At 69.6% G+C, this 22,723-nt stretch carries 23 protein-coding genes; 11 read left to right on the forward strand and 12 right to left on the reverse strand.

Features of this window, described 5'->3' with window-relative positions:
• The 3 genes from ACZ6I1_RS33110 to ACZ6I1_RS33120 form a co-directional block, all read right to left on the reverse strand.
• On the reverse strand, nucleotides 1-1,107 hold a 1,107-nt coding region (locus ACZ6I1_RS33110; protein WP_469292648.1), incomplete at its 3' end, for an Hsp70 family protein.
• Between the two features lie 54 nt (nucleotides 1,108-1,161).
• On the reverse strand, nucleotides 1,162-1,497 hold the full coding sequence (locus tag ACZ6I1_RS33115) for an STAS domain-containing protein (RefSeq protein ID WP_469292650.1): 336 nt from the start codon (nucleotides 1,495-1,497) through the stop codon (nucleotides 1,162-1,164).
• Nucleotides 1,498-1,610: 113 nt separating this feature from the next.
• Nucleotides 1,611-2,042, reverse strand: a complete 432-nt coding sequence (locus ACZ6I1_RS33120) for an Hsp20/alpha crystallin family protein (protein ID WP_469292651.1) — start codon at nucleotides 2,040-2,042, stop codon at nucleotides 1,611-1,613.
• Between the two features lie 295 nt (nucleotides 2,043-2,337).
• Here ACZ6I1_RS33120 and ACZ6I1_RS33125 point away from each other — a divergent pair, with 295 nt between their 5' ends.
• The 5 genes from ACZ6I1_RS33125 (at nucleotide 2,338) to ACZ6I1_RS33145 (ending at nucleotide 4,825) form a co-directional block, all read left to right on the forward strand.
• The gene (locus tag ACZ6I1_RS33125; RefSeq protein WP_469292653.1) at nucleotides 2,338-3,153 is read left to right on the forward strand and encodes a sulfite exporter TauE/SafE family protein; all 816 of its coding nucleotides are present in this window, start codon (nucleotides 2,338-2,340) and stop codon (nucleotides 3,151-3,153) included.
• Between the two features lie 62 nt (nucleotides 3,154-3,215).
• Nucleotides 3,216-3,470: a DUF6332 family protein gene (locus tag ACZ6I1_RS33130; protein WP_469292654.1), complete on the forward strand. Its 255-nt coding sequence runs from the start codon at nucleotides 3,216-3,218 to the stop codon at nucleotides 3,468-3,470.
• 216 nt (nucleotides 3,471-3,686) lie between these two features.
• Nucleotides 3,687-3,956 carry a hypothetical protein gene (locus ACZ6I1_RS33135; RefSeq protein ID WP_469292656.1) on the forward strand — a complete coding sequence of 90 codons (270 nt, stop codon included), beginning with the start codon at nucleotides 3,687-3,689 and terminating at the stop codon, nucleotides 3,954-3,956.
• 48 nt (nucleotides 3,957-4,004) lie between these two features.
• Complete coding sequence (locus tag ACZ6I1_RS33140; protein WP_469292657.1) at nucleotides 4,005-4,310, forward strand: hypothetical protein; 306 nt, start codon at nucleotides 4,005-4,007, stop codon at nucleotides 4,308-4,310.
• 11 nt (nucleotides 4,311-4,321) lie between these two features.
• On the forward strand, nucleotides 4,322-4,825 hold the full coding sequence (locus ACZ6I1_RS33145; RefSeq protein WP_469292658.1) for a hypothetical protein: 504 nt from the start codon (nucleotides 4,322-4,324) through the stop codon (nucleotides 4,823-4,825).
• A 92-nt stretch (nucleotides 4,826-4,917) separates the two neighbouring features.
• Here the strand turns inward: ACZ6I1_RS33145 and ACZ6I1_RS33150 are convergent, their stop codons facing one another.
• Nucleotides 4,918-5,631, reverse strand: a complete 714-nt coding sequence (locus tag ACZ6I1_RS33150) for a 2-phosphosulfolactate phosphatase (protein ID WP_469292660.1) — start codon at nucleotides 5,629-5,631, stop codon at nucleotides 4,918-4,920.
• Between the two features lie 10 nt (nucleotides 5,632-5,641).
• Nucleotides 5,642-6,049, reverse strand: coding sequence for a MerR family transcriptional regulator (locus ACZ6I1_RS33155; RefSeq protein ID WP_469292661.1), 408 nt, complete (start codon nucleotides 6,047-6,049; stop codon nucleotides 5,642-5,644).
• A 100-nt stretch (nucleotides 6,050-6,149) separates the two neighbouring features.
• Here ACZ6I1_RS33155 and ACZ6I1_RS33160 point away from each other — a divergent pair, with 100 nt between their 5' ends.
• The gene (locus tag ACZ6I1_RS33160; protein WP_469292662.1) at nucleotides 6,150-6,977 is read left to right on the forward strand and encodes an oxidoreductase; all 828 of its coding nucleotides are present in this window, start codon (nucleotides 6,150-6,152) and stop codon (nucleotides 6,975-6,977) included.
• A gap of 30 nt (nucleotides 6,978-7,007) precedes the next feature.
• On the opposite strand, the gene ACZ6I1_RS33165 is transcribed toward ACZ6I1_RS33160, so the two are convergent.
• The 5 genes from ACZ6I1_RS33165 to ACZ6I1_RS33185 form a co-directional block, all read right to left on the reverse strand.
• Nucleotides 7,008-7,547, reverse strand: coding sequence for an EF-hand domain-containing protein (locus ACZ6I1_RS33165; protein WP_469292664.1), 540 nt, complete (start codon nucleotides 7,545-7,547; stop codon nucleotides 7,008-7,010).
• 146 nt (nucleotides 7,548-7,693) lie between these two features.
• Nucleotides 7,694-8,998, reverse strand: a complete 1,305-nt coding sequence (locus ACZ6I1_RS33170) for an RICIN domain-containing protein (RefSeq protein WP_469292690.1) — start codon at nucleotides 8,996-8,998, stop codon at nucleotides 7,694-7,696.
• Between the two features lie 95 nt (nucleotides 8,999-9,093).
• Nucleotides 9,094-10,524, reverse strand: coding sequence for an endo-1,4-beta-xylanase (locus ACZ6I1_RS33175; protein WP_469292665.1), 1,431 nt, complete (start codon nucleotides 10,522-10,524; stop codon nucleotides 9,094-9,096).
• Nucleotides 10,525-10,866: 342 nt separating this feature from the next.
• The gene (locus ACZ6I1_RS33180) at nucleotides 10,867-12,210 is read right to left on the reverse strand and encodes a glycoside hydrolase family 6 protein (RefSeq protein WP_469292666.1); all 1,344 of its coding nucleotides are present in this window, start codon (nucleotides 12,208-12,210) and stop codon (nucleotides 10,867-10,869) included.
• Nucleotides 12,211-12,308: 98 nt separating this feature from the next.
• On the reverse strand, nucleotides 12,309-13,280 hold the full coding sequence (locus tag ACZ6I1_RS33185) for a glycoside hydrolase family 6 protein (RefSeq protein WP_469292667.1): 972 nt from the start codon (nucleotides 13,278-13,280) through the stop codon (nucleotides 12,309-12,311).
• Between the two features lie 263 nt (nucleotides 13,281-13,543).
• Here ACZ6I1_RS33185 and ACZ6I1_RS33190 point away from each other — a divergent pair, with 263 nt between their 5' ends.
• Nucleotides 13,544-14,575 carry a LacI family DNA-binding transcriptional regulator gene (locus ACZ6I1_RS33190; protein ID WP_469292668.1) on the forward strand — a complete coding sequence of 344 codons (1,032 nt, stop codon included), beginning with the start codon at nucleotides 13,544-13,546 and terminating at the stop codon, nucleotides 14,573-14,575.
• Nucleotides 14,576-14,693: 118 nt separating this feature from the next.
• On the opposite strand, the gene ACZ6I1_RS33195 is transcribed toward ACZ6I1_RS33190, so the two are convergent.
• Together ACZ6I1_RS33195 and ACZ6I1_RS33200 are read right to left on the reverse strand one after the other, a co-directional pair.
• Complete coding sequence (locus tag ACZ6I1_RS33195; RefSeq protein WP_469292670.1) at nucleotides 14,694-16,913, reverse strand: glycoside hydrolase family 3 N-terminal domain-containing protein; 2,220 nt, start codon at nucleotides 16,911-16,913, stop codon at nucleotides 14,694-14,696.
• A 9-nt stretch (nucleotides 16,914-16,922) separates the two neighbouring features.
• On the reverse strand, nucleotides 16,923-17,936 hold the full coding sequence (locus ACZ6I1_RS33200; protein ID WP_469292671.1) for a LacI family DNA-binding transcriptional regulator: 1,014 nt from the start codon (nucleotides 17,934-17,936) through the stop codon (nucleotides 16,923-16,925).
• A gap of 234 nt (nucleotides 17,937-18,170) precedes the next feature.
• Here ACZ6I1_RS33200 and ACZ6I1_RS33205 point away from each other — a divergent pair, with 234 nt between their 5' ends.
• From ACZ6I1_RS33205 to ACZ6I1_RS33220, 4 genes are read left to right on the forward strand one after another with little or no spacing between them, the layout of a single operon-like run.
• Nucleotides 18,171-19,463, forward strand: a complete 1,293-nt coding sequence (locus ACZ6I1_RS33205; protein ID WP_469292673.1) for an extracellular solute-binding protein — start codon at nucleotides 18,171-18,173, stop codon at nucleotides 19,461-19,463.
• Complete coding sequence (locus ACZ6I1_RS33210; protein WP_469292674.1) at nucleotides 19,456-20,445, forward strand: carbohydrate ABC transporter permease; 990 nt, start codon at nucleotides 19,456-19,458, stop codon at nucleotides 20,443-20,445. The genes ACZ6I1_RS33205 and ACZ6I1_RS33210 overlap by 8 nt, the downstream gene beginning before the upstream one ends.
• Nucleotides 20,442-21,272, forward strand: coding sequence for a carbohydrate ABC transporter permease (locus tag ACZ6I1_RS33215; protein ID WP_469292676.1), 831 nt, complete (start codon nucleotides 20,442-20,444; stop codon nucleotides 21,270-21,272). The genes ACZ6I1_RS33210 and ACZ6I1_RS33215 overlap by 4 nt, the downstream gene beginning before the upstream one ends.
• A 37-nt stretch (nucleotides 21,273-21,309) precedes the next feature.
• Nucleotides 21,310-22,707 (forward strand): glycoside hydrolase family 30 protein, encoded by a 1,398-nt coding sequence (locus ACZ6I1_RS33220; protein ID WP_469292678.1) that lies wholly within the window; start codon nucleotides 21,310-21,312, stop codon nucleotides 22,705-22,707.
• The last annotated feature ends 16 nt before the right edge of the window (nucleotides 22,708-22,723 follow it).

Here is a 22,723-nt window from a genome sequence, read left to right on the forward strand (position 1 = left end):
GTCGAGGAGCAGGACGTCCTTGACCTCACCCTTGAGCACACCGGCCTGGAGGGTGGCGCCGATGGCGACGACCTCGTCCGGGTTGACGCCCTTGTGCGGATCCTTGCCCGTCAGCTCCCTGACCAGCTCCGTCACGGCCGGCATACGCGTCGACCCGCCGACCAGGATGACGTGGTCGATGTCCGAGACCTTGATCTTCGCGTCCTTGACCGCGTTGTGGAACGGCGCCTTGCAGCGCTCCAGGAGATCGGCGGTCAGCTGCTCGAACTGCGAGCGCGTGAGCTTCTCGTCCAAGTGCAGCGGGCCCTGGGCGGACGCGGAGACGTACGGCAGATTGATCGTCGTCTCCGTCGCGGCGGACAGTTCGATCTTCGCCTTCTCCGCGGCCTCGCGCAGACGCTGGAGCGCCATCTTGTCCTTGGACAGGTCGATGCCGTACGCGTTCCGGAACTGCTTCACCAGGTGATCGACGATCTTCTGGTCCCAGTCGTCGCCGCCGAGGTGGGTGTCGCCGTTGGTGGACTTGACCTCCACCAGCCCCTCGCCGATCTCCAGGAGCGACACGTCGAAAGTGCCGCCGCCCAGGTCGAAGACGAGGATCGTCTGGTCGTTCTCCTTGTCCAGGCCGTAGGCGAGCGCGGCGGACGTCGGCTCGTTGATGATGCGCAGGACGTTCAGGCCCGCGATCTCACCGGCCTCCTTCGTCGCGGTGCGCTGCGAGTCGTTGAAGTACGCCGGAACGGTGATCACCGCGTCCGTGACGTCCTCGCCGAGATACGCCTCCGCGTCCCGCTTCAGTTTCTGCAGGACCCGTGCCGAGATCTCCTGCGCCGTGTACCGCTTGCCGTCGATGTCGCCGGCATCCGGGAAACGCCAGTCCGCCTCGCCGATGTGGCGCTTCACGGACCGTGCGGTGCGGTCGACGTTCGTCACCGCCTGCCGCTTGGCGATCTCTCCGACCAGGACGTCACCGCCCTTGCCGAAGGCCACCACGGAAGGGGTGGTCCTGTTTCCTTCGGTGTTGGTGATGACCGTGGGCTCGCCGCCCTCCAGGACGGCGACGACCGAGTTGGTCGTGCCCAGGTCGATCCCGACCGCGCGTGCCATCATCCGCTCCCTTCAAAGCAACGATCCGTGGTCATCGATGAACCCTTCGGCTGTTCACTGCGCCGGGCGGTCGAGCAGGGCCGAAGCCGCGCCCGTGTGGTGCAGGAGGCGCCGCACCAACGGCGACGTGACGCTCACCAAGCGCAGAACGGTGCCCCGTTCGCGCGCCCGGCGGCGGGCTTCCAGCAGGACGCCCAGCCCGTAGCAGTCGCAGAACTCGACCCCGCTGAAGTCGAGCTCCACCACCCGCGCACCGTCGGACAACGCCGCATCCAGCGCTACGCGAAGCTGCGGTGCGCTGACGATGTCGATCTCTCCCGACAGGGCGACCTTGAGGTGCCCGTCGGCGCACTGTGTCGTCTCGGCCGCGAGAGGCGGTGTATCGGACATGACCGCAACCTCGCTTTCTCCGGGCTGCCTATGCAGCTCCGGCAGCTGCGACCGAGGACGGTCCGCGGGCCGGGCAAGGCCGGCCCGCCCTCCGCATTCCTGCCGCGCGTCCGTCAGGCGTTGATCTCCTTGTGTGAGCCGTCCGCGGCCTTGATCTCGATCTTCCGGGGCTTCGCCTGCTCCGCGACCGGGATGCGCAGCCGCAGCACGCCGGCGTCGTAGGAGGCCTCGATGCGGTCGGTGTCCAGCGTCTCGCCGAGGAACAGCTGTCGGCTGAAAGTGCCGGAAGGGCGCTCCGCGATCAGCACGTCGCTGCCGTCTCCGGAGGCGCTGGTCCGCCGCTCCGCCTTGACGTTGAGAACGTTCCGTTCGACGTCGAGGTCGATGGACTCGGGGTCGACGCCGGGCAGGTCCAGCTCGACGACGAAGGCTTCACCCTCGCGGAAGGCGTCCATGGGCATCGCCGCCGGCCGGGCGGCGGTTCCCAGGACCTGTTCGGTCAGCCGGTCCAGTTCACGGAAGGGGTCGGTTCGCATGAGCATCATCGGTCACTCCTCTCCGATCTCGTCACAGATGCACATGGCGACACCACCTATATAGCGCGCGGCAACAAACTTGACAAGAGTCGACTCAAGATAGTTCGGATGGGTGTCCGCGGAGTGGCTGTTTCCTTCCTCGACATACCTCACGGGGCCCCTGCCCGGCGGGGCGGGCTGCATGCCGTCGGCCCCGCCAGGCCACGGGGAGCGGGGACGCTGGGAGAACCGCACGAACCGTGAGTGCATGCCCCGTGCCTTCTCGTCATGGCACGAAGCGACGGTCACCGGCGATGATGCACGCATGACCGCCGACCAGAGCCTCGCTCCACTCCGCCCGACGCACTCGGCCCCCGCCGTCTTCGGCGCCGGGGCCGCGATCGGGGTGCTGGGGGGAATGATCGGCCTGGGCGGCGCCGAGTTCCGCCTGCCCCTGCTGATCGGTCTTTTCGGATTCGCGGCGCTCTCGGCAGTCATCCTGAACAAGGCGATGAGCCTGGTCGTCGTCCTGGTCGCATTGCCCGCCCGGCTGGCCGCGGTCCCGGCCGCCGATGTCGCCGCCCGCTGGCCCGTCGCGGTCAACCTGCTGGCCGGCAGTCTTCTCGGCGCCTGGGCCGGAGCGAGCTGGGCGGTCCGCATGCGCAGCACCACCCTCTACAAGGTGCTGGCCGCGCTGATGGTCCTCATGGCGGCTGCCCTGCTCCTCACGCACACCACACAGATGAACCCCGTCGCGCTGCCGCTCTGGGCCCAGATCCCTTCCGGAGTCGTGGCGGGCTTCGGCATCGGGGTGATCGCCGCGATCATGGGTGTCGCCGGTGGCGAGCTGCTGATCCCGACGATCGTGCTGCTGTTCGGCGAGGACATCAAGACCGCCGGAAGCCTCTCCCTGCTGGTCTCACTGCCGACCATGCTCGTCGCCTTCGCCCGCTACAGCCGTGACGGCAGCTTCGCGGTCCTGGGCGCGAACATCCGCTTCACCGTGACCATGGCCGTCGGCTCGATCGTCGGTGCCGTGCTGGGCGGACTGCTGCTGGGGGTGTTCCCGGACCTCATCCTCATCCCCCTGCTGGCCGTGATCCTTCTCGTCTCCGCGGTCAAGCTCGCCCGGCACGACTGAGATCCTGCCCCCGGAGCCGAGTTGATACCCGGCGCGTCCGACCGTCCTGCGAGACTTGCGGCATGGACATGGGGCGCGAGTCGCGGTGGGAGAAGGATGCGATGACGGTGGAGATCATGTTCGCCCTGGTGACGGCTGCTTTCCTGGCCGCGATCGTGTTCGGGGTGTTCTTGGTGCCGGCCCTGGTCATCGGTGTCTCCGAGCCCGCAGCGAAGGGCGTGCTCGCGGTGGGGGCCGTACTGGCCGTCCTTGCTGCCGTGTGGCGTGTGGTGCGGGTGCTGTCCCGGTTCGATGCGCGTCGGCATCAGGGGCACTGACTCACGGACCGCGCACCACCGGCGCAAGCGGCTCCCGTGATCGCCTTCGGCTGGTGGCCGTCACCCCCGCATCGTGACCGCCGCGCAGTCCGACAGGTGCGACCGGACAGGTCGTGGCCGCGTAGGGGCAGTTGCAAGACCGGCCACTCGGGCGAAAAACCGCCCCGCTCGGCTCACGAGCCATAACCGGCCGCTCCCCGCGACGTTGGGGCGGTCATGGCTCACCTCACCCTTGCCCGGGCCCTCTCCGGGGCAGCCCTGGCGATCGCCGTCGGGCTCGTTTCCGCCACCGCCGCCCACGCTGCTCCCGCCGCCGGCCGCCCGAGCGCCGGCACCCTGGCCGGTCCGCTCAGCCTCGACAACCTGTTGTCGCTCCGCTTCCTCACTCCGACGGTCAAGGACGCCAAGCGCCAGATCGCCGGACTTGCTTCCGGGCTGTCTCCGGCACCTGCCAACGCCACCGCCCTCGGCGACCTGCTCAAGTAGACGACGAAGGGACGGCCCGATACGAAACTCACCAGGACGCTCGCCACCGTGTGCACGACCGCGGCTGCCGCGGTCATCCTCTCCGCCGGCGGAGCCACCGCGGACGGCGGGGTGACCGGGCAGGAGGTGAGGCTGCGCGAAGTGACCATCCCGGCCAACGGCTTCAACGGAGTCGCCATCCCATGCCCGGCCGGGAAGGTGGTCACAGGCGGCGGTTTCGAAAAGGACTTCGATCTGGAGGTGCTGCAAAACCTCCCGGCCGACGAGACCACATGGGTCGTGAGTGCGGCGAACCCGACGAACACCGACCGTATCGTCAGGGCTTACGCCATCTGTGTGGACGCCGCGGCGTGAGGGGCGTGCACGTGAAGCTGAGGAAAAGGGTGGCGGCGATCGCCGGTACCGCACTGGCCGCGACGCTGCTCGGGACCGGCAGCGCCCACGCCGCAGCGGACGACTCGCTGCTGTCCCTCCTCAACCTGCCCTCGATCACCCTCGTCTGCTACCCGACCGGCCAGGCAGGCGCGAACAACACCTTCACCGGCACCCAGAACATCAGCTGCGCCCAGAGCGCGGAAGCCACCTCCGGCGGCTCGGGCACAGGAGGATTCACGGGCTACGAGGTGGTCTCGCAGACCAATGAATGCCCCGTCAACGCCACCTGCGGCATCACGCTCCGCTGCCCGACCGGAAAGAAGGTGACGGGCGGGGGCGTCTACGTGAACCCCCAGACCGCGGGCGTCCGCGTCGTACGGTCCGGGACGGTGCCCGGGGAGGACAACACCCGCTGGGACGGCGCCATCTTCAACGGACACACCGCTCCGGTGGACCTCACGGTCCAGGCGATCTGCGCGGACGTCGACGGCTGACGCAACGGCAGAGCGGGCGGAGCGGAGCGGCGGCCCGGCACGGTGCCCTATCGGGCGGTAGGGCACCACGGGCGCCCGGCGAGAGCCGGACCTCACCCCCTGGTTTCAGGCGGACGTCCGTCCGGCAGCGAGGGCACGGCGCACGGACGGAGCACCATGAGCGGGTCTTCCAACGTCGCAACCATGGCAAAGGGGAACCGGTCGAGCTCAAGGCAGAGTGCGATGTCGTCAGGATGGACCCCTTGGCGCACACCCTCCGCCAGCTCGGTGGCCGCGCGCGACGCGGCAGCGCGGCGGAGGAACTCGGCTGCGTCCGTCTCGGCCTCGATGACCCTCCGGGCGATGTACTGGGCGCACGCCATGTCTTCATCGGCCCGCCCGTCCTCCCCGGTGACCACGAACGTGACACCGTCACACTCGCGTGTCCGCAAGAGCCGGGCCGTCGCCTCCGCCACCACGAAGCCGGCGCACAGCACCAGCGACGCCTCCTTCACCGCGAGCGCACCGACCGTCCCTGCCGTGGTCTTCTGCACAACGGTCCGTCCGCCGAGGTCAACGGACCGCAGCAGCCCCGGCGAATTGACGATGTCGAACCCGGGCGCGGGCGGACCGTCTTTGAGCGCCACCCAATGCGGGTGGCGGGCCTTGAGCGCCACGGCTTCGTCCAGCGACTCGGCGAGAACGACCTTCTCCGCTCCCTGGGCGAAGGCCCAGGCAGCCACGGTGAAAGCACGCATGACGTCGACCACGACCGCCACGGACGGGGCTTCGGCCAACTCGGCGATGCCAAGGAAACGAGCGTCCATCCGATCATGATCACACATTCGGGCGGGACGGATTCCAGAGCCGGTCGGCCTCACCGCGGGCGAGGTGCTCCTCGTAGATCCTCACCTTGTACCGCATGACGTCCAAGGTCTCGTTCAGTTCCCGGATCTGCGCCTCCACGTGGCTCTCGTGCCGGCGCAGCAGCTCCAGTCGCTCGTGCTCATTGCCCGGGCCTTGGCGGGCCAGCTCGACGTACTGCCGGATCGTGGCCAGCGACATCCCGGAAGAGCGCAGCTTCGTGCAGATCGCCAGCCACTCCAGATCTTCCTCGTGATAGATCCGCCGGCCGTTGGACGAGCGGCGCACCGGGTTGGCGAACAGGCCTTCCCGCTCGTAGAACCGCAGAGCGTGAACGCTCAGCCCGCTGCGCTCCGCCACTTCACCGATGCTCAGGTCCATGAGCGCCCCCGTCACAGAACTATTGATCTAGACCCGACTCTAGCTTCTAGCGTCGAGCCGTCGGCCAATGGGGCGATCGGAATCGGAACAGGGGAAGAACATGGGCGTTTGGTTCGTCACGGGTGCGTCGCGCGGGCTCGGCGCGGCGATCACCCGCGAGGCGCTGGATCGTGGGCACGGCGTGATCGCCACGGCACGGGACGGTGCGGCGGTGCTCCGCGCGTACCCCGACAAGCCGGACGGCCTGCTGGCCGTGAGCGCGGACGTGACCGACCCCGGACAGCTGACGGCCGCGGTGGAGGCCGGTCTGGCGGAGTTCGGGCGGATCGACGTTGCGGTCAACAACGCCGGCTACGGGCTCGTGGGCGCGGTCGAGGAGGTGTCCGACACGGCCGCCCGGGCTCTGTTCGACGTCAACGTGTTCGGTGTGCTGAACACCTTGCGGGCCGTCCTGCCGGCGTTGCGCGCCCAGCGGTCCGGACACGTCGTGAACATCGGCTCCGTGGGCGGCTTCGCCACCGCTCCGGGCGTGGGCCTGTACGGTGCTTCGAAGTTCGCCCTCGAGGGCATCTCCGAGGCGCTGCACGGCGAGCTGGCCCCCCTGGGCGTCCGTGTCACGATCGTGGAGCCGGGCGGCTTTCGCACCGACTTCCTCAACAGCTCGAGCATGCACGTCGCACCGGCCTCCATCGCCGACTACGCCGCCGGCGCGGGGCCGGTGCGCGAGGCACTGGCCGAGAACGACGGCCGCCAGCCGGGCGATCCGGTGAAGGCGGCGAAGGCCATCGTCGACATCACCGAGGTCGCGGAGCCGCCGCTGCGCCTCCAGCTGGGCGCGGACGCGGTCGAGCGCGTCGAGGCGAAGCTGGACCTGGTGCGACGTGAACTCGGCGCATGGCGCCACGCAGCACTCGCCACCGGCGTGTGACGAGCTGCTCCGTCGGGGGAACCGGTGACGTCAACCGGTTCGACCCGGCGTGTACAGCAGTGCCTCCAGGCCGTGCCGGTGCGCCGCGTCGGTGAAGTCCTTCCAGCTGATCGCGCCGTCCCCGTCCGAGTCGATCAGCTCGAACGAGGCTTCCGCCGACGTGGCCGACACGCCTTTGAGGCCCCGCCAGACGACGAACTCACGACTGTCCAGCAGCCCGTCCCCGTTCCGGTCGGCCACATTGAACTGCGCGTGCAGTACGGCCATCACCTCGGGCGTGCCCGAGGGCAAGCCGGAATCCGCGTCGGGAAGGCTGCCGAACCACGCCCGGTACTCCTCCTTCGTGATCTGCCCGTCCTGATCGCGGTCGGCGAACTCCGCCTGGTGCTGCCACAGCGCGAGATTCGCCTCGATGAGTGCGCGCCCCTTGGGTGAACTCGGCCCCATGCCGTAGGACCGCAGTACGTGCTCCGCACTCGCCAGGTAGTCCTCCGCGCTGAGTGCTCCGTCACGATTCGTGTCCAGCCGATCGAAGATCAGGTCGGCCACTGCCACCCTCTCGGTACCCATGCCGCGAGCCTAGGCCGAGCCCCACCGCGTACCGGCGGATTCCCGCGCCCGGGGGCGTGTCATACCTGGTGGGCGAGGACGACGACGGAGTGGAGCCAGGATCGTCCCGGCTCCACTCCATGGCGCGGCCGTGCGTGGCGGGCGCGTCACCGGAACTGTGCGAAGAACCGCCAGATCTCTCCCTTCGTCCAGGTGGCGACGCCGCTCTCGGTGGGGGAGCCGTCGACGGGACCGGGTAGGTGGCCTCCGTCGAACGCGGCCCATTGGACCGGATACCCGGCACGGCAGCCCGCGTAGGTGGTGGTGATGTGCGTCCGGCTGCCCGGGGCGGGCTCGCGCGGGCTCTGGGCAGTGCAGCCGTTGTTGCCGGCGAACCTGTCGCGCAGGGACCGTCCTTGCGCGATGCCGAGGACGGAGTCGCCGATGCCGTGGATCCCGAAGTAGGCGATGGGCTGGGCGCCGCCGCTGCACCCGCTGATCTGGGCGCCGGAGATGACCGCGACCGCCCTGAAGGCGTTCGCCCGGCTGCATGCCAGTGCGTAGCTCATGCCGCCGCCCCAGCTGAAGCCCGTGGCGAAACGCTGCGCCGGGTTGACGCAGAGCCCGCCCTCGATCCGCCGGATCATGTCGTCGACGAAGGTGATGTCCTCACCTCCCGCATTGGCCCAGCCGTTGCCGAGGCCCTGCGGGGCGACGAGGATCGCGCTGTTGTTCGACTGTTCCTGCTGGCCGTAGTACGACCAGGAATTCCCGCTCGTTCCGCCCGAGGCGACGTCGCCGGCGGTTCCGCCCCGCCAGTGGAACGCGAAGATCAGCCGGTAGGGGCGACTGTTGTCGTAGTCGGCCGGGACCCTGAGAATGAAGCTGCGGCTCTTGCCGCCGCTCTGCAGCGTGTGCGTACCGCTCGCCAGGGTCGGGGCGCTGCCGCATCCGCCGCCGCCCCCGCCGGACGAGAGCTTGACCATCTGCCATTGCTGGTTGGCGCCGCCCCAGTCGGTGTACTGGACGACGTTGCCGCCGTCGGCCGTGGAGCCGCCCTGCACCTCCACGGCCTTGCCGCTGTTGCGGTTGATCAGCCGGACGTGGCCTGCGTCGGAGTCGGCCGGCCGGAACTGCTGGTTGGCCCCGTTGCCGTCGGTCCGCTGCGCGATCGCGGCACCGTCGGCGGTCGAGGCGCCGGCCACGTCGAGGACCTTGCCCGAATGCCGGGCCTTGAGCCGGTAGAAGCCGCCGCCGGAGTCCACGAACTGCCACTGCTGGTTGGCTCCGTCGCCGCGCGTCCACTGGATGACCCGCGCCCCGTCGGCGGTGGACACGGCCTGGACGTCCAGCGCCTTGCCGCTGTTGCGATTGACCAGGACGTACCAGGCGTTGGTGTCCACCGTCGCCGCCGCGGCGGGCGTCGGCTGTACCGCTGCGAGCATGCCGATCGCGAGGGCCGCCGCCAGCACGAAGGCCAACCGCGACCACCAGGGACGCCCTAACCGAGGGGCGGCGGAGGCCGCACCGTTCGTCTTCATCGGTTCACCCTCTTCGCTGTGGCAGGTCAGGTGCGGGTCCAGCGTTGGTTGCTGCCGTTCGAGCAGGAGTAGAGCTGGATCAGTGTGCCGTTGGCCGTGCCGTTGGCGGTGGCGTCCAGGCACAGACCGGACTGCACGCCGACGATGGAACCGTCGGAGTTCAGGCGCCATTTCTGGTTGTCGCCGCCCCAGCAGCTGTAGATCTGGACCTTGGCGCCGTTTCCGGTGCCGGCGGCGTCCAGGCACTTGTTGCCGTAGACCCTGAGCTCGCCTCCGGCGGTGGGGGTCCACTGCTGGTTGATGCGGTTGTTGCAGTCCCACAGGTTGACCTGGGTGCCGTCGGTGGTGCTGGCACCGGGCACGTCCAGGCAGCGGCCCGAACCGACGCCCCTGATCTGTCCGGAACCGGGCGAGGGAGTGGGGGAGGCGGCGTTGAGCGCGCCCAGGACGGCGGTGTAGGCGGGCTTCTTGCTGCCGTCGCCGTTGAACAGCAGCGGCGAATGCTCCGGTCGCCAGGAGTCTGTGTCGCGCACACCCCAGACGGTGATGCCGAGGCAGCGGGCAACGGCCAGGCAGTCGTTGGTCACGTTGGCGTAGGTCGACGCCGAGGCGCCCTGGATGTCGAGTTCGGTGATGGCCACATCGACACCGAGCGCGGCGAAACTCTGCAGGGTGGTGCGGAAATTGCTGTTGTAGGGGCTGTCGTTGTTGAAGTGCGACTGGAAGCCGACGCAGTCGATGGGCACGCCGCGCTGCTTGAAGTCCCGGACCATGGCGTACATGGCCTGGGTTTTCGCCCAGGTCCAGTTCTCGACGTTGTAGTCGTTGTAGCAGAGCTTGGCAGCCGGGTCGGCGGCGCGCGCGGTGCGGAAGGCGACCTCGATCCAGTCGTTGCCGGTGCGCTGCAGGTTGGAGTCGCGCCGGGCTCCCGAACTGCCGTCGGCGAAGGCCTCGTTCACGACGTCCCACTGGACGATCTTGCCCTTGTAGTGGGCCATCACGCCGTTGATGTGGTGGGTCATGGCCTGGCGCAGCGAGCTGCCGCTGAGGCTCTGCATCCAGCCGGGCTGCTGGGAGTGCCAGGCCAGGGTGTGGCCGCGCACCTGCTTGCCGTTCTGTACCGCCCAGTTGTAGACGCGGTCACCGGCGGTGAAGTTGAACTGGCCCCGCTGGGGCTCGGTGGCGTCGATCTTCATTTCGTTCTCGGCCGTCACCGAGTTGAACTCGCGGCCCGCGATCGCCGTGTACGCCGAGTCGTTGAGCCGCCCCGAGGAGACGGCGGTGCCGAAGTAGCGGCCGCTCTGGGCCGCCGCGGCGCCGAGCGTGTTCTCGGCCGCGTGTGAGGTCATCGGCGCCGCCAGCGCGGCGGCCGAACCGAGGACGCCGACGACCAGCGCCATCCACAGACCGCCGATCTTCCGGCGGACGGTGGGTGGGGGAATGGCATGTGAGCCCATGGCTGAGCCTCCAGGAAGGAATTCACGGAAGGGTGGAAAGCGCGGCAGAAAAAATGAATCCGCGTGAGCGACGCCCGCGTCCATGGACAAAGGACGCTCATGACCCAGGGCGTGACGATCCGAAAGGCGTCCGTCACCCGTTACCCGGTACCCGCACAGAGGGCGACACGGCCTCGGGAATCAGTGTGGAAACCTTGCCGAAACAAGTCAAGAATTTCGAAAGAGTTTCGAGAATTCTTCCCTTCCGGGAGTCCAATGGCGTCTTTTGGTCGCACAAAGGGCCATCGAAATTGTTTCGACTGCTCGCAGGGAACGACGTCCGGCGAGGTGGGGCGGACTCGGTCAGCGCAGGACTGTGTTGAACTCCAGGGCGGGACGGGCGTTCCGGACCAGGGACTTGGCCTGCTCCGGCCACCACACGCCGGCCGCGGGATCGACGATGCCGTACTCCGGGTCGATGGTGCCGCCCGGGATGCCGCGGTTGCACTGGCCGTCGGACTGGCCGACGGTCTTGATCCACAGATAGGCGTCGACGAGCGGGACGCCGGTGTTCGCGGTCGGGCGGTCGCCGATGCCGCGGCCGGGAGCGTTGCACCAGGTCTGCGGGTCGCCGCTGTACTTGCCGGCGGGCGGGGTCCAAGCGCCCTGGCCGTTGCGGCTGGTGTCGACGACGAGGTGGGTCAGCTCCTGCGCGGGCGGGGTCCCGACGTTCTGCCGGAACCACAGGTCGGTCCAGTGCCAGGTGGACGGGTCGTCCACGTTCACGGAGTTTCCCGGCTGCCCGTCGTTCGGTGCGGCAGGGGAGTGGTACTGGCTCGCGCACCATTCGGGGTGCCCCTTGGCCCAGTCCGGTCCCTTGGTGGCGAACCACAGGCACTGGGAGATCCAACTGCCGTAATGGGTGGACAGATCGGTGGGCAGATAGTTGGAGACGTTCAGCGAGAAGCCCTGGGTACGGGTGACACCGGCCTGGAGGAGGCGTTGCGCGATGTCGCCGACGCTGCGCCAATGGCTGTTGCCGGCGTCCAGGTAGACGACGCTGTTCGGCTGCCGCTCCAGGGCGTCGATGGCGTGGTTGAGGTCGGCGAAGCGACCGGTGGTGATCTCGCCGGTGGGGTCGCTGTCGGGACCGCAGTCGGAGGGGAGGTTGGCCAGCCCGTCCGGTTCGAGGATGACGACGGCCTTGCTGTGGCCGAGCCCCCGGGCGAAGGCGCTGATCCAGGCCTGGTACTCGGCGTCCGACTGCGCACCGCCGGAGGAGTACTGGGAGCAGTCGCGCAGCGGGATGTTGTAGGCCACCAGGACGGGAACCGTCCCGGTTCGCCCGGCGCGGCGCACCAGCTCGCGTACGCGGGATTCGACCTGGTCCGGACTGCCGTCGGTGAACCAGACGGCCCCCGGCCAACTGGCCAGCCTCGCCATGGACGCGGCGCCCTCGAAGTCCCGGTGGAGGAAGTCGGTGACGGCCTGGTGCGCCGCGTCGCTGCCGGGATCGACGTAGAAGCGGGAGTTCGCGGGAAGCGTGTGGGAGGCCGGCGCGGGGCTTGTCTCGGAGCTCACCTCGGCGCTCGCTTCGGAGGTCGCCTCGGAGCCCGGTTCGGCGGAGACCGGGGCGGCGGCGCCGAGCAGCAGGGTGAGTGCGCTCGCGGCCAGGGCGGATCGGTACAGGTACGGGGGGATGCGCACGGAGTTCCTCCGGCTGGGGTGGGTGTCGCGGGCCCTGGCGCCGGACCGCGTGGGGGATCGGCCCGGCGCCAGGGCCCGGCTTTCGGCGAGGGAACGGATCAGTACCCGTAGATCATCTTGTAGGCGACCTCCGGCAGGAACTGCCCGGCCGAGGAGCCGGCCCCGACGCCGCAGTTTCCGTCGGACTCGCCGGGGATCTTGATCCACAGCAACATCTCGGCACCGCCGCCGCGCTGGCTGGGAGTGCCGATCCGGCGGCCGGCGGGGTTGCACCACTCGCCGTTGGAACCGTTGCCGTTGCGGCTGGTGTCGACGACGAACGGCTTGGTGTAGCCGTAGGAAGCCAGCGCCGAGTTGACCGCGTTGCCGTAAGAGGTGTTCTGGTCGGTGCGGAAGTAGTTGGACACGTTCAGTACGAAGCCGTGGGCCCCGCCGACACCGGCGGCCGCGAGCTGCCGCGCCATGGTCGAGGCCTCGACCCAGCCGGGGTTCCCGGCGTCCAGGTACACCCAGGTGTTGGGGGCCTTGGCGTTGAACTGGGCGATCGCATTCTTCAGCATCGCGTTGCGCTCGGCGATCTGAGCGGCCGTCATACAGCTCTCGTGGCCGAGCGCGTCGGGCTCGAGGATGACGACCGCCGGGCGGCTGCCGATGCCACTGGCGAAGGCGGCGATCCAGGCGTCGTACGCGGCGCGGCTCCCGGCGCCGCCGCCGGAGTGACCGGCGCAGATGTCCCGGTGGGGGATGTTGTACGCGACGAGGATCGGCAGCTTGTCATGGGAGTCCGCGCGGCCCACGTAGGCGCCGGCGGCCGCACCGATGTCGCCGCTCCAGTTGCCGAACCAGCGGGCTGCCGGGGTGTTGGCGATGGACGTCCGGATCGCTGCCGCACGCCCGTCTCCGGGGTTCGCGTTGGCCCAGCGCAGGGCGGAGTTGTCGGGGTCGGTGTAGAAGCCGCTCGTCATGGTGGTCGGGTCGGCGGCGTAGGCCGGGCTCGCGTTGATCGCGGCGAGGCCGGTGGCGAGCACGCCGGCCAGCAGGGCGGATGCAGCCCGGAAGGACTTGCGCATGGTTCTTCCTCCGATGAGTGGGGGGCGGGGAAGTGGAAGCGCTTCCAGTTTTGATCCCGTGTTGAGGGATGATTGGGCCCGTCATCAGAGTGTGTCAAGAGGTTGAACACGGAAGTTGTTCGGGGGCGGTGATGCCGTCACAGGTTGGAAGCGCTGCCACATGGAGCCCGGCATCATCCGCCGTGCAGGTCCGAAGTCGGGACGGCGCATGGAATCATGACTCCCTGTTCACCGTCCGCGTGAGCCCGAGGAGCAGCTTTTCCATGGAGCCGTCACCCAAGCGCATGCCGACCCTCGACGAGGTGGCTGCACGAGCCGGCGTATCGCGCACGGCGGCCTCCCGGGTGATCAACAACGCCCCGCACGTCAGCCGCGCCAAGCGGGAGGCGGTCCAACGGGCGGTGCGCGAGCTGGACTTCGTGCCCAATCCGTCCGCGCAGGCCCTGGCGAGCCGCCGGGTCGGAGCGGTGGTGCTGGCCGTCTCCAGCGACGAACCGGGGCTGTTCGCGGACCCGTTCTTCGCGGAGGTCGTCGTCGGCGTCAGCGCGGCGCTGGAGCAGACGGAACTGGAACTGATCCTGCTGCTGGCCAACACCCCGCGCGGCCGGCAGCGGTTCGAGCGGTTGCTGCGCTCCCGCCGGGCCGACGGCGTCATGCTGATGGCGCTGCGCGGCGACGATCCGCTGGGGCGCCTGGTCGAGGAGATCGACCTCCCCGTCGTCTTCGGCGGACTGCCGCTCGTCGGGGAGCCGACGTGGTACGTGGACGCCGACAACCGCGGCGGTGCCCGCCTGGCCGCCGAGCACTTCGCGCGCACCGGCCGCCGACGGCCCGTCATGATCAGCGGACAGGTCGACGCCCGGGCCGCCCTCGCGCGGGAGCAGGGTTTCACCGAGGGTCTGACGCTGTCCGGCCTGCCGCTGCTGGGGGTCGAGCCCGGGCAGTTCACGGAGGACGGCGGCGCCGCGGCGATGGTGCGACTGCTCCGGGCACACCCGGATGCCGACGCGGTGTTCGCGGCCTCCGACGCGATGGCCATCGGTGCCCTGCGCACCTTGCGGGAACGGGGGCTCCGGGTCCCCGAGGACGTCGCCGTGATCGGCTTCAACGACCTGGCGAGCGCCCGGCACACCAGTCCGCCGCTGACGACGGTCCATCAGCCGGTGCGGGCACTGGGGCAGGAGATGGCCAGGATGCTGGTCGGTGCCATCGAAGGACACCACCCCACCCCGCTGATCCTCCCGACCCGCCTGACGGTGCGCGAGTCCGCCCCCGACCTGCCCGCACCGGCCTGATCGGGGGCGCTTCCGCCAGGGTCGGCCCGATGCGACCGGGGTGTGCTTCCCGCTCCTCTCGGCCATGGCCGCCCCGCGTCGTGACATCGCCCTCCGGTGCGGCAGCCGAACAACCGGGTCACGGGACCGGGACGATCTCGACCGGTACGGACAGCACCCGGTCGGCCGCCGGGTGACGTACGGGGCCCTCCAGGGTGAAGGAGCCCTGGAGCGGAAGGTCGCCGCTGGACCGTCCCACGGCCACGCCGATCTCCCCGGGCTCCACCCTTCTGCGCAGGTCGAGTCCGGTGAAAGAGGTCCGGTCGGCATGGACGGAGAAGGTGATCCGGGCGGCCGCCCCCGGCTGCAGCTCGACCCTGCCGAATCCGGCGAGCCACCGCTGCGGCCGGACGACCGAGGCCACAGGGTCCGAGAGGTACAGCTGGACCACCTCGGTCCCGGCCACCTCGCCGACGTTGCGTACGGTGACCGAAACGGCGACGGCCCCGTCCGTCGCGGCGACGGGATCCACCGACAGCTCCGAGCAGGTGAAACGGGTCCAGCTCAGCCCGTGTCCGAACGGGAACAGCGGGGTCGGGTCCACCGAGCTCCAGTCGGTGCGCCCGCCGAGCCTGGCGTGCAGATAGGTGCCGGGCTGGCCGCCGACCCGGCGGGGGATGGAGACGGGCAGCCGCCCGGTCGGTTCCGCGGCCCCGCTGATGATCCGGGCCAGCGCCGTCCCGCCCTCCTCGCCGGGGAAGAAGGCCTGCACCACGGCCGATGCGCGCTCCGCCAGCGTGCCGAGCGCGTAGGGCCGGCCGGAGACGAGGACCAGGACGGTCGGCACCCCGGAGTCCAGAACGGCGGAGGCGAGGGCGGCCTGGCCGCCGGGCAGGTCCAGGGTCTCGGCGTCGCAGCCCTCCCCGGAGGTGCCCCGGCCGAACATGCCGGCCCGGTCCCCGAGCACCAGCACGTTCACGTCCGGATCGTCCGCGGTGACCGTGAACCCGGCAGCGGTCAGCGCCTCGCCGAGCGTCGGGATCTCCAGCCCCAAGTCGCCGGGCAGCGCAACGTGGTTGGGGAAGGAATAGCAGCCGAGGAAGGACTGCGGGTCGTCGGCGTACGGTCCGCTGATCGCGACCCGGCACGGCCGCAGCGGCAGGATGCCGTCGTTGGCGAGCAGCACGGTGGACCGTTCGGCCAGGAGCCTGGCCAGGGCGCGGTTCTCCGGCGGGTCGAGGTCGACCGGCTCGGGTTTGACGGGCTGCCAGTCGGGGTCGAGCAGGCCGAGCTCGGCCTTCTGCAGCAGGACCCGTTCCGCGGCCCGGTCGATGAGCTCCTCGGGTACGCTCCCCGACCGCACCAGCTCGGTCAGCGGCTCGCCGTAGCAGCGGGCCGTGGGCAGCTCGACGTCGATTCCGGCCGTCAGCGCCAGTGCGCCGGCCGCGCCGCGCGATCCGCTCACGCCGTGCCGGGTCTCCAGGAAGGAGACGGCGTAGTAGTCGGCGACGACCACACCGCCGAAACCGAGCTCACCCCTGAGCACCTCGGTCAGCAGCCGTTCGTCGGCGGCCACCGGGACGCCGTCCACGTCGGTGTAGCTGTTCATCACCGACCGGGCGCCTCCCTCGCGCAAGGCCCGTACGAAAGGCTCGACCAGCACGTCGGCGAACTCGCGCGGACCCGAGGAGACGGGGGCCATGTTCCGGCCGCCGCGCGAGGCCGAGTACCCGGCGAAATGTTTGAGCGTCGCCACGATCCCGGCGCCTTCCAAACCCTGCACATAGGCGGTGCCGATGGCTCCGACGAGATAAGGGTCCTCGCCGATGCACTCCTCGGTCCTGCCCCACCGGTAGTCGCGGACCACGTCGAGCACCGGAGCCAGCCCTTGGTGGACGCCGACCCGCCGCATCCCCGCGCCGATGGCGGCGGCCATCTGGCGCACGAGCCCGGGATCGAAGGACGCACCCCAGGCCAGCGGGCCGGGAAAGACCGTCGCGCCGAACGTCATGAACCCGGTCAGGCACTCCTCGTGAGCGACCGCCGGGATCCCGAACCGGCCCGATCCGGTCACCTGCTGCTGGAGCGCGGCGAGCCGCTCCATTCCGGCTTCCGCGGTGATCGGGGCGGTGCCGTACACGCGGGTGAGCTGGCCGAGCCCGTGGGCGACGAGGTCGGCGAATCCGGGCGCGGACTCCCCGGAATCGTCTTCCATCGGCGCGACAGGTGCCCCGGGGTTCGAGGGCAACGCCCAGAAGCCGGCGAGTTGCCCCGCCTTCTCCTCCACCGTCATCCGTTTCAGCAGATCGGCGACTCGCACGGACGCGGGCAGGAGGGGGTCACGCCAGGGCTCGGTCAAGGGGGTCTCCTAGGGGCGAGGAGGGGCGGTGGAGAGCCGGACCTTGAGCTCGGTCGAGAGCTCCATCCGGGGGCTGACCAGGGGCTGGTCCTCCAGAAGCTGGAACAGTGTGCGGGCGGCGAGCCGGCCCATCTCCTCCAGCGGCTGGCGCACCGTCGTCAGCGGCGGTGACAGCCATTCGCACATCGGCAGGTCGTCGAAGCCGACCACGCTGAGGTCCTGCGGAATGCTCAGCCCGGCCTGCCGGGCGGCTTCGTAGACACCCATCGCCTGCTGGTCGCTGCCGGCGAAGACGGCGGTCGGCGGCTCGGCGAGCGCGAGCAGTTCCCGGGCGCGCTGGAACCCGCCCTCGTGCTGGAAGTCGCCGAACCGGATCAGGTCGCGGTCCACCTCGATCCCGGCCCGCTCCAGCGCGGCCCGGTACCCGTCGATGCGGGCCTGGCTGCAGAGCATCTCCCTGCGCCCGCCGATCGCGGCGATCCGGCGGTGCCCCAGCTCCAGCAGGTGCTCGGTGGCGGCGAGGCCGCCCGCCCAGTTGGTCGCGCCGATGCTCGGCACACCGTTGCCCGGCAGGTCGATCGGGTCGATGACGACCAGCGCCACCCCGGCCCGTTCCACCTGGGCGCGCTGCGCGTGGGTGACCGAAGAGGTGACGAGGATGACGCCGTCGCTGTGGTGCAGGACCGGCAGTGCGGCCCAACTCGACGGCGTGGCCTCGCCCGGCGGGACGAGCGACACGACGGTGCCGACGCTCCGCTGGGCGCACTCGGCCTCGACGCCGCGCAGTATCTCCACCGCCCACGCGCTGTCCAGACCGCCGATGATCAAGTCGACCAGGCCCGACCTGCGGGCCCTGCCCTGCCGGCCGGGGTGGAGGTAGTGGTGGGACCGCAGCAGGCTCTCGATGCGTTCACGTGTCGAAGGTGCGACATCGGAGCGGCCGTTGATCACCTTGGACACGGTGGCCTGGGAGACGCCTGCCTCCGCGGCGATGACGGCCAGGGTCGGACGCTGCTCGCTCAACTTCTCTCCTCTGCGCGGACGCCTTTGGCTCGCGACAGGTATCGCAAACTTTTCGGAGAGTTTCCGGTCGGTGTGACCTGCTTGTCAAGCCCCAACGGGCCTGCTGCGTTTGGGCAATTCGGTGAGAGGTCTTGACCGAGGAGCCCGGCGTTCCTAGTTTATGGCAGCACAGAATTCGAGAGTGTTACGAAATGTTTTCGAGCGTGCATCGGCATGCCCCACCCCGGAGGTCCCATGGCCAGCACCCACCCGAGCCGACGACGCTTCCTGGCGCTCTCGGGCCTGACCGCACTGTCCGTCCCGCTGGCCGCGGCCTGCGGCGGAGGCGGCTCCGGCGGCAAGCCGGCGGCCGACGGCAAGGTGACCTTCGCGTGGTGGAACATCGCCACGACGGAACCGGGAAAGTCCCTCTTCCCGGAGATCTCCTCCGCGTTCACGACCGCTCACCCGAACATCACGATCAAGACGACCTCATTGGAGAACGAGGCGTTCAAGTCCAAGCTGACCGCCACCACTTCTTCGGGCAAGCTCCCCGACGTCTTCCAGACCTGGGGCGGCGGCGTGCTGCAGCAGCAGGTCGACGCCGGGCTGGTCGAGGACCTCACGGACGTGCTCGGCTGGTCGTCCGAGCTCACCCCGGTCTCGCTGCAGGCCTACCAGTTCGGCGGCCGGACCTACGCGGTGCCCTACGACGTCGGCATGGTCGGCTTCTGGTACAACAAGAAGCTCTTCGCCAAGGCCGGGATCAGCGCTCCGCCGGCCACCTGGGCCGAGCTCCTCGAAGACGTCAGGAAGCTCAAGGCGGCCGGCGTCACTCCGATCGCCCTCGCGGGCAAGGAGAAATGGCCGGGCCACTACTACTGGGCCTACCTCGCGATGCGCGTCGCAGGCCTCCCCGCCCTCCAACAGGCCGCGACCACCAAGGACTTCACCGGAGCCGGCTTCGTCCAGGCAGGCACCCACCTCAAGGAACTGGTCGACCTCCAGCCGTTCCAGACGGCCTTCCTCGGCGCCGGCTACTCCACCCCCGGCGGCCAGGCCGCGACCATGGGCAACGGCGAGGCCGCCATGGAGCTGATGGGGCAGTGGGGGCCGTCGGTCCAGAAGGACGCGGGCGCCGACCTCGGAGCGGACCTGGGCTTCTTCCCCTTCCCGACGGTCGACGGCGGTGTCGGCCGGGTCACCGAGGTGTTCGGCGGTGGCGGTGGCTTCGCGCTGCGCAAGGGCGCCCCCAAGGAGGCGCTGGACTTCCTGAAGTTCTTCGTTCTGGAGAACGAGTCCAAGCTGCTCGCCTCCAACGGCTACCTGCCGGTGGTCAAGGGCGCGGAGAGCCAGCTCACCGACCCCACCAGGAAGGTCGTGGCCGACAGCCTGGTCAAGGCGACGGGCTTCCAGCTCTTCCTCGACCAGGCCTACCCGCCGGCGGTCGGCAGCGAGGTCAACGACAGCGTCGCCGACCTCATCGCGGGCAAGAAGACGCCCGAGCAGGTCACCAAGTCGATCACCGAAGCCGCGAAGGGTGCCTAGCTCCGTGTCCACCCTGACCGAGGAGCGGACGCAGCAGGCCGTGCCGGTGCGCCCGCCGGCCCCGGCCCGGTCGCTCCTGCACGGCTTGGGAAGCTGGGCGTCGGTCGCCTGGTTCCTCGTCCCGGCTCTGGTCCTCTTCCTCGTCTTCGTCCTCGCCCCGATCGCCGTCGCCGTCTACACCGGCTTCTTCAAGTGGGGCGGCATCGGCCCCATGGACGAGTTCGTCGGCTTCGAGAACTACACCAAGCTGTTCGGCGACCGGGTCTTCCTCGGCGATCTGGGGCGCGGGCTGTACCTGATCGCCCTGTCGCTCACGGTGCAGTTGCCGTTCGCGCTGTTCACTGCGGTCGTGCTCAACCAGAAGCTGCGCGGCCGGGCCGTCTACCGGATGCTCTTCTTCGCGCCGTACATCCTGTCCGAGGTGGTCACGGCGGTCCTCTTCACGATGATCTTCCTTCCCGGTGACGGCATGGCCGACCACCTCGCCGGCGCGCTCGGCCTGGAAGGGCTGCAGGGCAAGTGGCTCGCCGACCCCTCGACGGTCATGCCGACCCTGTTCCTCGTCATGACCTGGAAGTACTTCGGCTTCCACATGATGCTCTTCCTCGCCGGGCTGCAGAGCATCCCGGGCGAGATCCTCGAGGCCGCCTCCATCGACGGCGCCGGCGCCTGGCAGCGCTTCCGCCACGTGACGCTGCCGCTGCTCGGCCCGACGACCCGGATCAGCGTCTTCCTTTCGATCATCGGGGCCATCCAGCTCTTCGACCTCGTCTGGGTCATGACCGCAGGCGGGCCCAACCACTCCTCCGAGACGATGGCGATCTCGATGTTCCAGTTCGGGTTCAAGCGCTACCAGGTCGGCTACGCCAGTGCGATCAGCGTGGTGCTGTTCATGATCAGTCTGGTCTTCTCCCTCTTCTACCAGCGCTACGTGCTGCGCCGCGACCTGAGCGGGGCCGTCACCACGGGAGGTGGCCGATGAACGCCCGCAGAGCGGCACGCGGCCTGTCGCTGCACGCCGTGGTCTGGCTGATCGGCGCGTTCGTCGTCGTGCCGCTGATCTACGCGGTGATCTCCGGGTTCAAGAGCACCGGCGAGCTGACGACCAACCCGTTCGGGCTGCCGGAACAGTGGAAGACCGGCAACTACACCGGGATTCTCGGCGACGGAACGTTCTGGCGGCAGATCGCCAACAGCGCGGGCATCGCGATCGGCACGACGTGCTGCACGGTGGCGGCCGCCGCGATGGCGGCGTTCGTGCTGGCCCGCTACGCCTTCAGGGGCAGGGAGCTGTTCTACACGCTGTTCACGATCGGGCTGATGTTCCCGTTCGCGGTGGCCGTCCTGCCGCTGTTCCTGCTGCTGCGCAACTTCGAGCTGCTCGACAACCCGCTCGGGGTGATCCTCCCGCAGGCGGCCTTCGGGCTCCCCATGACGATCATCATTCTGCGCGGCTTCTTCCGGACCATCCCGGCGGAGGTCGAGGAGGCGGCCATCATGGACGGCTGCGGCAAGCTGCGCTTCTTCTGGAAGATCCTGCTGCCGATGGCCCGTCCGGCGCTCGGGACGGTCTCGGTGCTGGCGATCGTCGCGAGCTGGAACAACTTCTTCCTGCCGCTGCTCGTGTTCAACGACCCGACGTGGCAGACGATCCCGGTCGGCGTCCAGCAGTTCCAGGGCCAGTACTCGACCGACTACGCCCTCGTCCTCGCCTACATCGTGCTCGCCATGGTCCCCGCCCTCGCCTTCTACGCCGTCGCCGAGCGGCAGTTGATCGGCGGCCTCACCGCAGGCGCCACCAAGGGCTGACCCCTCCCGCCTGACCTCCACCCCACGAGGAGACGTCGTGAAACGACTGACGGCACTGACGCTCACTGTTTTGTTAGCGCTAACATCGCAGGCGGTGGCCGCCCCCGCGCCGCGCGCCGACCCCGACCCGCGCCCCGTCATCGACTTCCGCGCCCAGCTCCAGCCCATCGACGGATTCGGCTTCTCGATGGCCTTCCAGCGGGCCGACCTGCTGCACGGCGCGCGTGGCCTCAGCCCGGCCAAGCAGCGGGAGGTGCTCGACCTGCTCCTCAGCAAGGACAAGGGCGCGGGCCTCTCGATCCTGCGCCTGGGCATCGGATCCTCGACCGACAGGGTCTACGACCACATGCCGACGATCCTGCCGGCCGATCCCGGCGGCCCGGACGCCACGCCGCAATACGTCTGGGACGGATGGGACGGCGGCCAGGTCTGGCTCGCCAAGGAGGCCGCGGCCTACGGCGTCAGACGGTTCTTCGCCGACGCCTGGAGCGCCCCGGCCTTCATGAAGACCAACGGGAGCGAGAACGACGGCGGCGAGCTGCTGCCCCAATGGCGTCAGGCCTACGCGAACTACCTCGTCCAGTACGCGAAGTTCTACCGGCAGGAAGGCATCCGCATCACCGACCTGGGGTTCACCAACGAACCCGATTGGACGGCGACGTACGCCTCGATGCGGTTCACCCCCCAGCAGACCGTCGACTTCCTCAAGGTGCTCGGACCGACCGTTCGGGCATCGGGACTGAAGACCGAGCTGGTCTGCTGCGACGCCGCGGGCTGGGACCGGCAGGCCGCCTACACCCGCGCCATCGAGGCGGACCCCGCGGCCGGCCAGGCCGTGCGGACCATCACCGGCCACCGCTACAGCGGTCCCACCGACGTCCCACAGCCGACCGGCAAGCACGTGTGGATGTCGGAATGGTCGCCGGACGGCTCCACCTGGAACGAGAACTGGGACGACGGCAGCGGCTACGACGGTCTCACCGTCGCGGCCGACATCCACAACACGCTGACCGCCGGCAACGCCAACGCCTATGTCTACTGGACCGGCGCGTCCCTCGGCACGACCCGCGGGCTCATCCAGCTCGCCAACCCCGGCGACGACTACCGGGTGTCCAAGAGGTACTGGGCGCTGGCCGCCTTCAGCCGGTTCATCCGCCCCGGCGCCGTCCGCGTGCCGGTCACCCACGCCGACCCGGCCCTGCAGATCACCGCCTTCCGCAACACCGACGGCAGCCGCGTCATCGAGATCCTCAACACCGCAACCACCGAAACCTCCGCCACGTTCTCGCTCCGCGGCGGGCACGACCGGCACCCCGACGGCTACGTCACCGACGCGACCCGCTCGATCACCCCGGCCGACATCGTCTCCACGCACGGCACGACCCTCACGGCGACGCTCGCCCCGCGCGCGCTGACCACGATCGTCCTCGACTGAACCGTCCTCGACCGAA

The organism is Streptomyces sp. NPDC046303 (assembly GCF_055588085.1).

Excerpts from the sequence above, each read along its gene's own strand:
- ACZ6I1_RS33115 (WP_469292650.1), bottom strand. The coding sequence starts at position 1,497 with ATGTCCGATACACCGCCTCTCGCGGCCGAGACGACACAGTGCGCCGAC.
- ACZ6I1_RS33120 (WP_469292651.1), bottom strand. The coding sequence starts at position 2,042 with ATGATGCTCATGCGAACCGACCCCTTCCGTGAACTGGACCGGCTGACC.
- ACZ6I1_RS33125 (WP_469292653.1), top strand. The coding sequence starts at position 2,338 with ATGACCGCCGACCAGAGCCTCGCTCCACTCCGCCCGACGCACTCGGCC.
- ACZ6I1_RS33130 (WP_469292654.1), top strand. The coding sequence starts at position 3,216 with ATGGACATGGGGCGCGAGTCGCGGTGGGAGAAGGATGCGATGACGGTG.
- ACZ6I1_RS33135 (WP_469292656.1), top strand. The coding sequence starts at position 3,687 with ATGGCTCACCTCACCCTTGCCCGGGCCCTCTCCGGGGCAGCCCTGGCG.
- ACZ6I1_RS33150 (WP_469292660.1), bottom strand. The coding sequence starts at position 5,631 with ATGGACGCTCGTTTCCTTGGCATCGCCGAGTTGGCCGAAGCCCCGTCC.
- ACZ6I1_RS33155 (WP_469292661.1), bottom strand. The coding sequence starts at position 6,049 with ATGGACCTGAGCATCGGTGAAGTGGCGGAGCGCAGCGGGCTGAGCGTT.
- ACZ6I1_RS33160 (WP_469292662.1), top strand. The coding sequence starts at position 6,150 with ATGGGCGTTTGGTTCGTCACGGGTGCGTCGCGCGGGCTCGGCGCGGCG.
- ACZ6I1_RS33165 (WP_469292664.1), bottom strand. The coding sequence starts at position 7,547 with ATGGGTACCGAGAGGGTGGCAGTGGCCGACCTGATCTTCGATCGGCTG.
- ACZ6I1_RS33175 (WP_469292665.1), bottom strand. The coding sequence starts at position 10,524 with ATGGGCTCACATGCCATTCCCCCACCCACCGTCCGCCGGAAGATCGGC.
- ACZ6I1_RS33185 (WP_469292667.1), bottom strand. The coding sequence starts at position 13,280 with ATGCGCAAGTCCTTCCGGGCTGCATCCGCCCTGCTGGCCGGCGTGCTC.
- ACZ6I1_RS33190 (WP_469292668.1), top strand. The coding sequence starts at position 13,544 with ATGGAGCCGTCACCCAAGCGCATGCCGACCCTCGACGAGGTGGCTGCA.
- ACZ6I1_RS33205 (WP_469292673.1), top strand. The coding sequence starts at position 18,171 with ATGGCCAGCACCCACCCGAGCCGACGACGCTTCCTGGCGCTCTCGGGC.
- ACZ6I1_RS33215 (WP_469292676.1), top strand. The coding sequence starts at position 20,442 with ATGAACGCCCGCAGAGCGGCACGCGGCCTGTCGCTGCACGCCGTGGTC.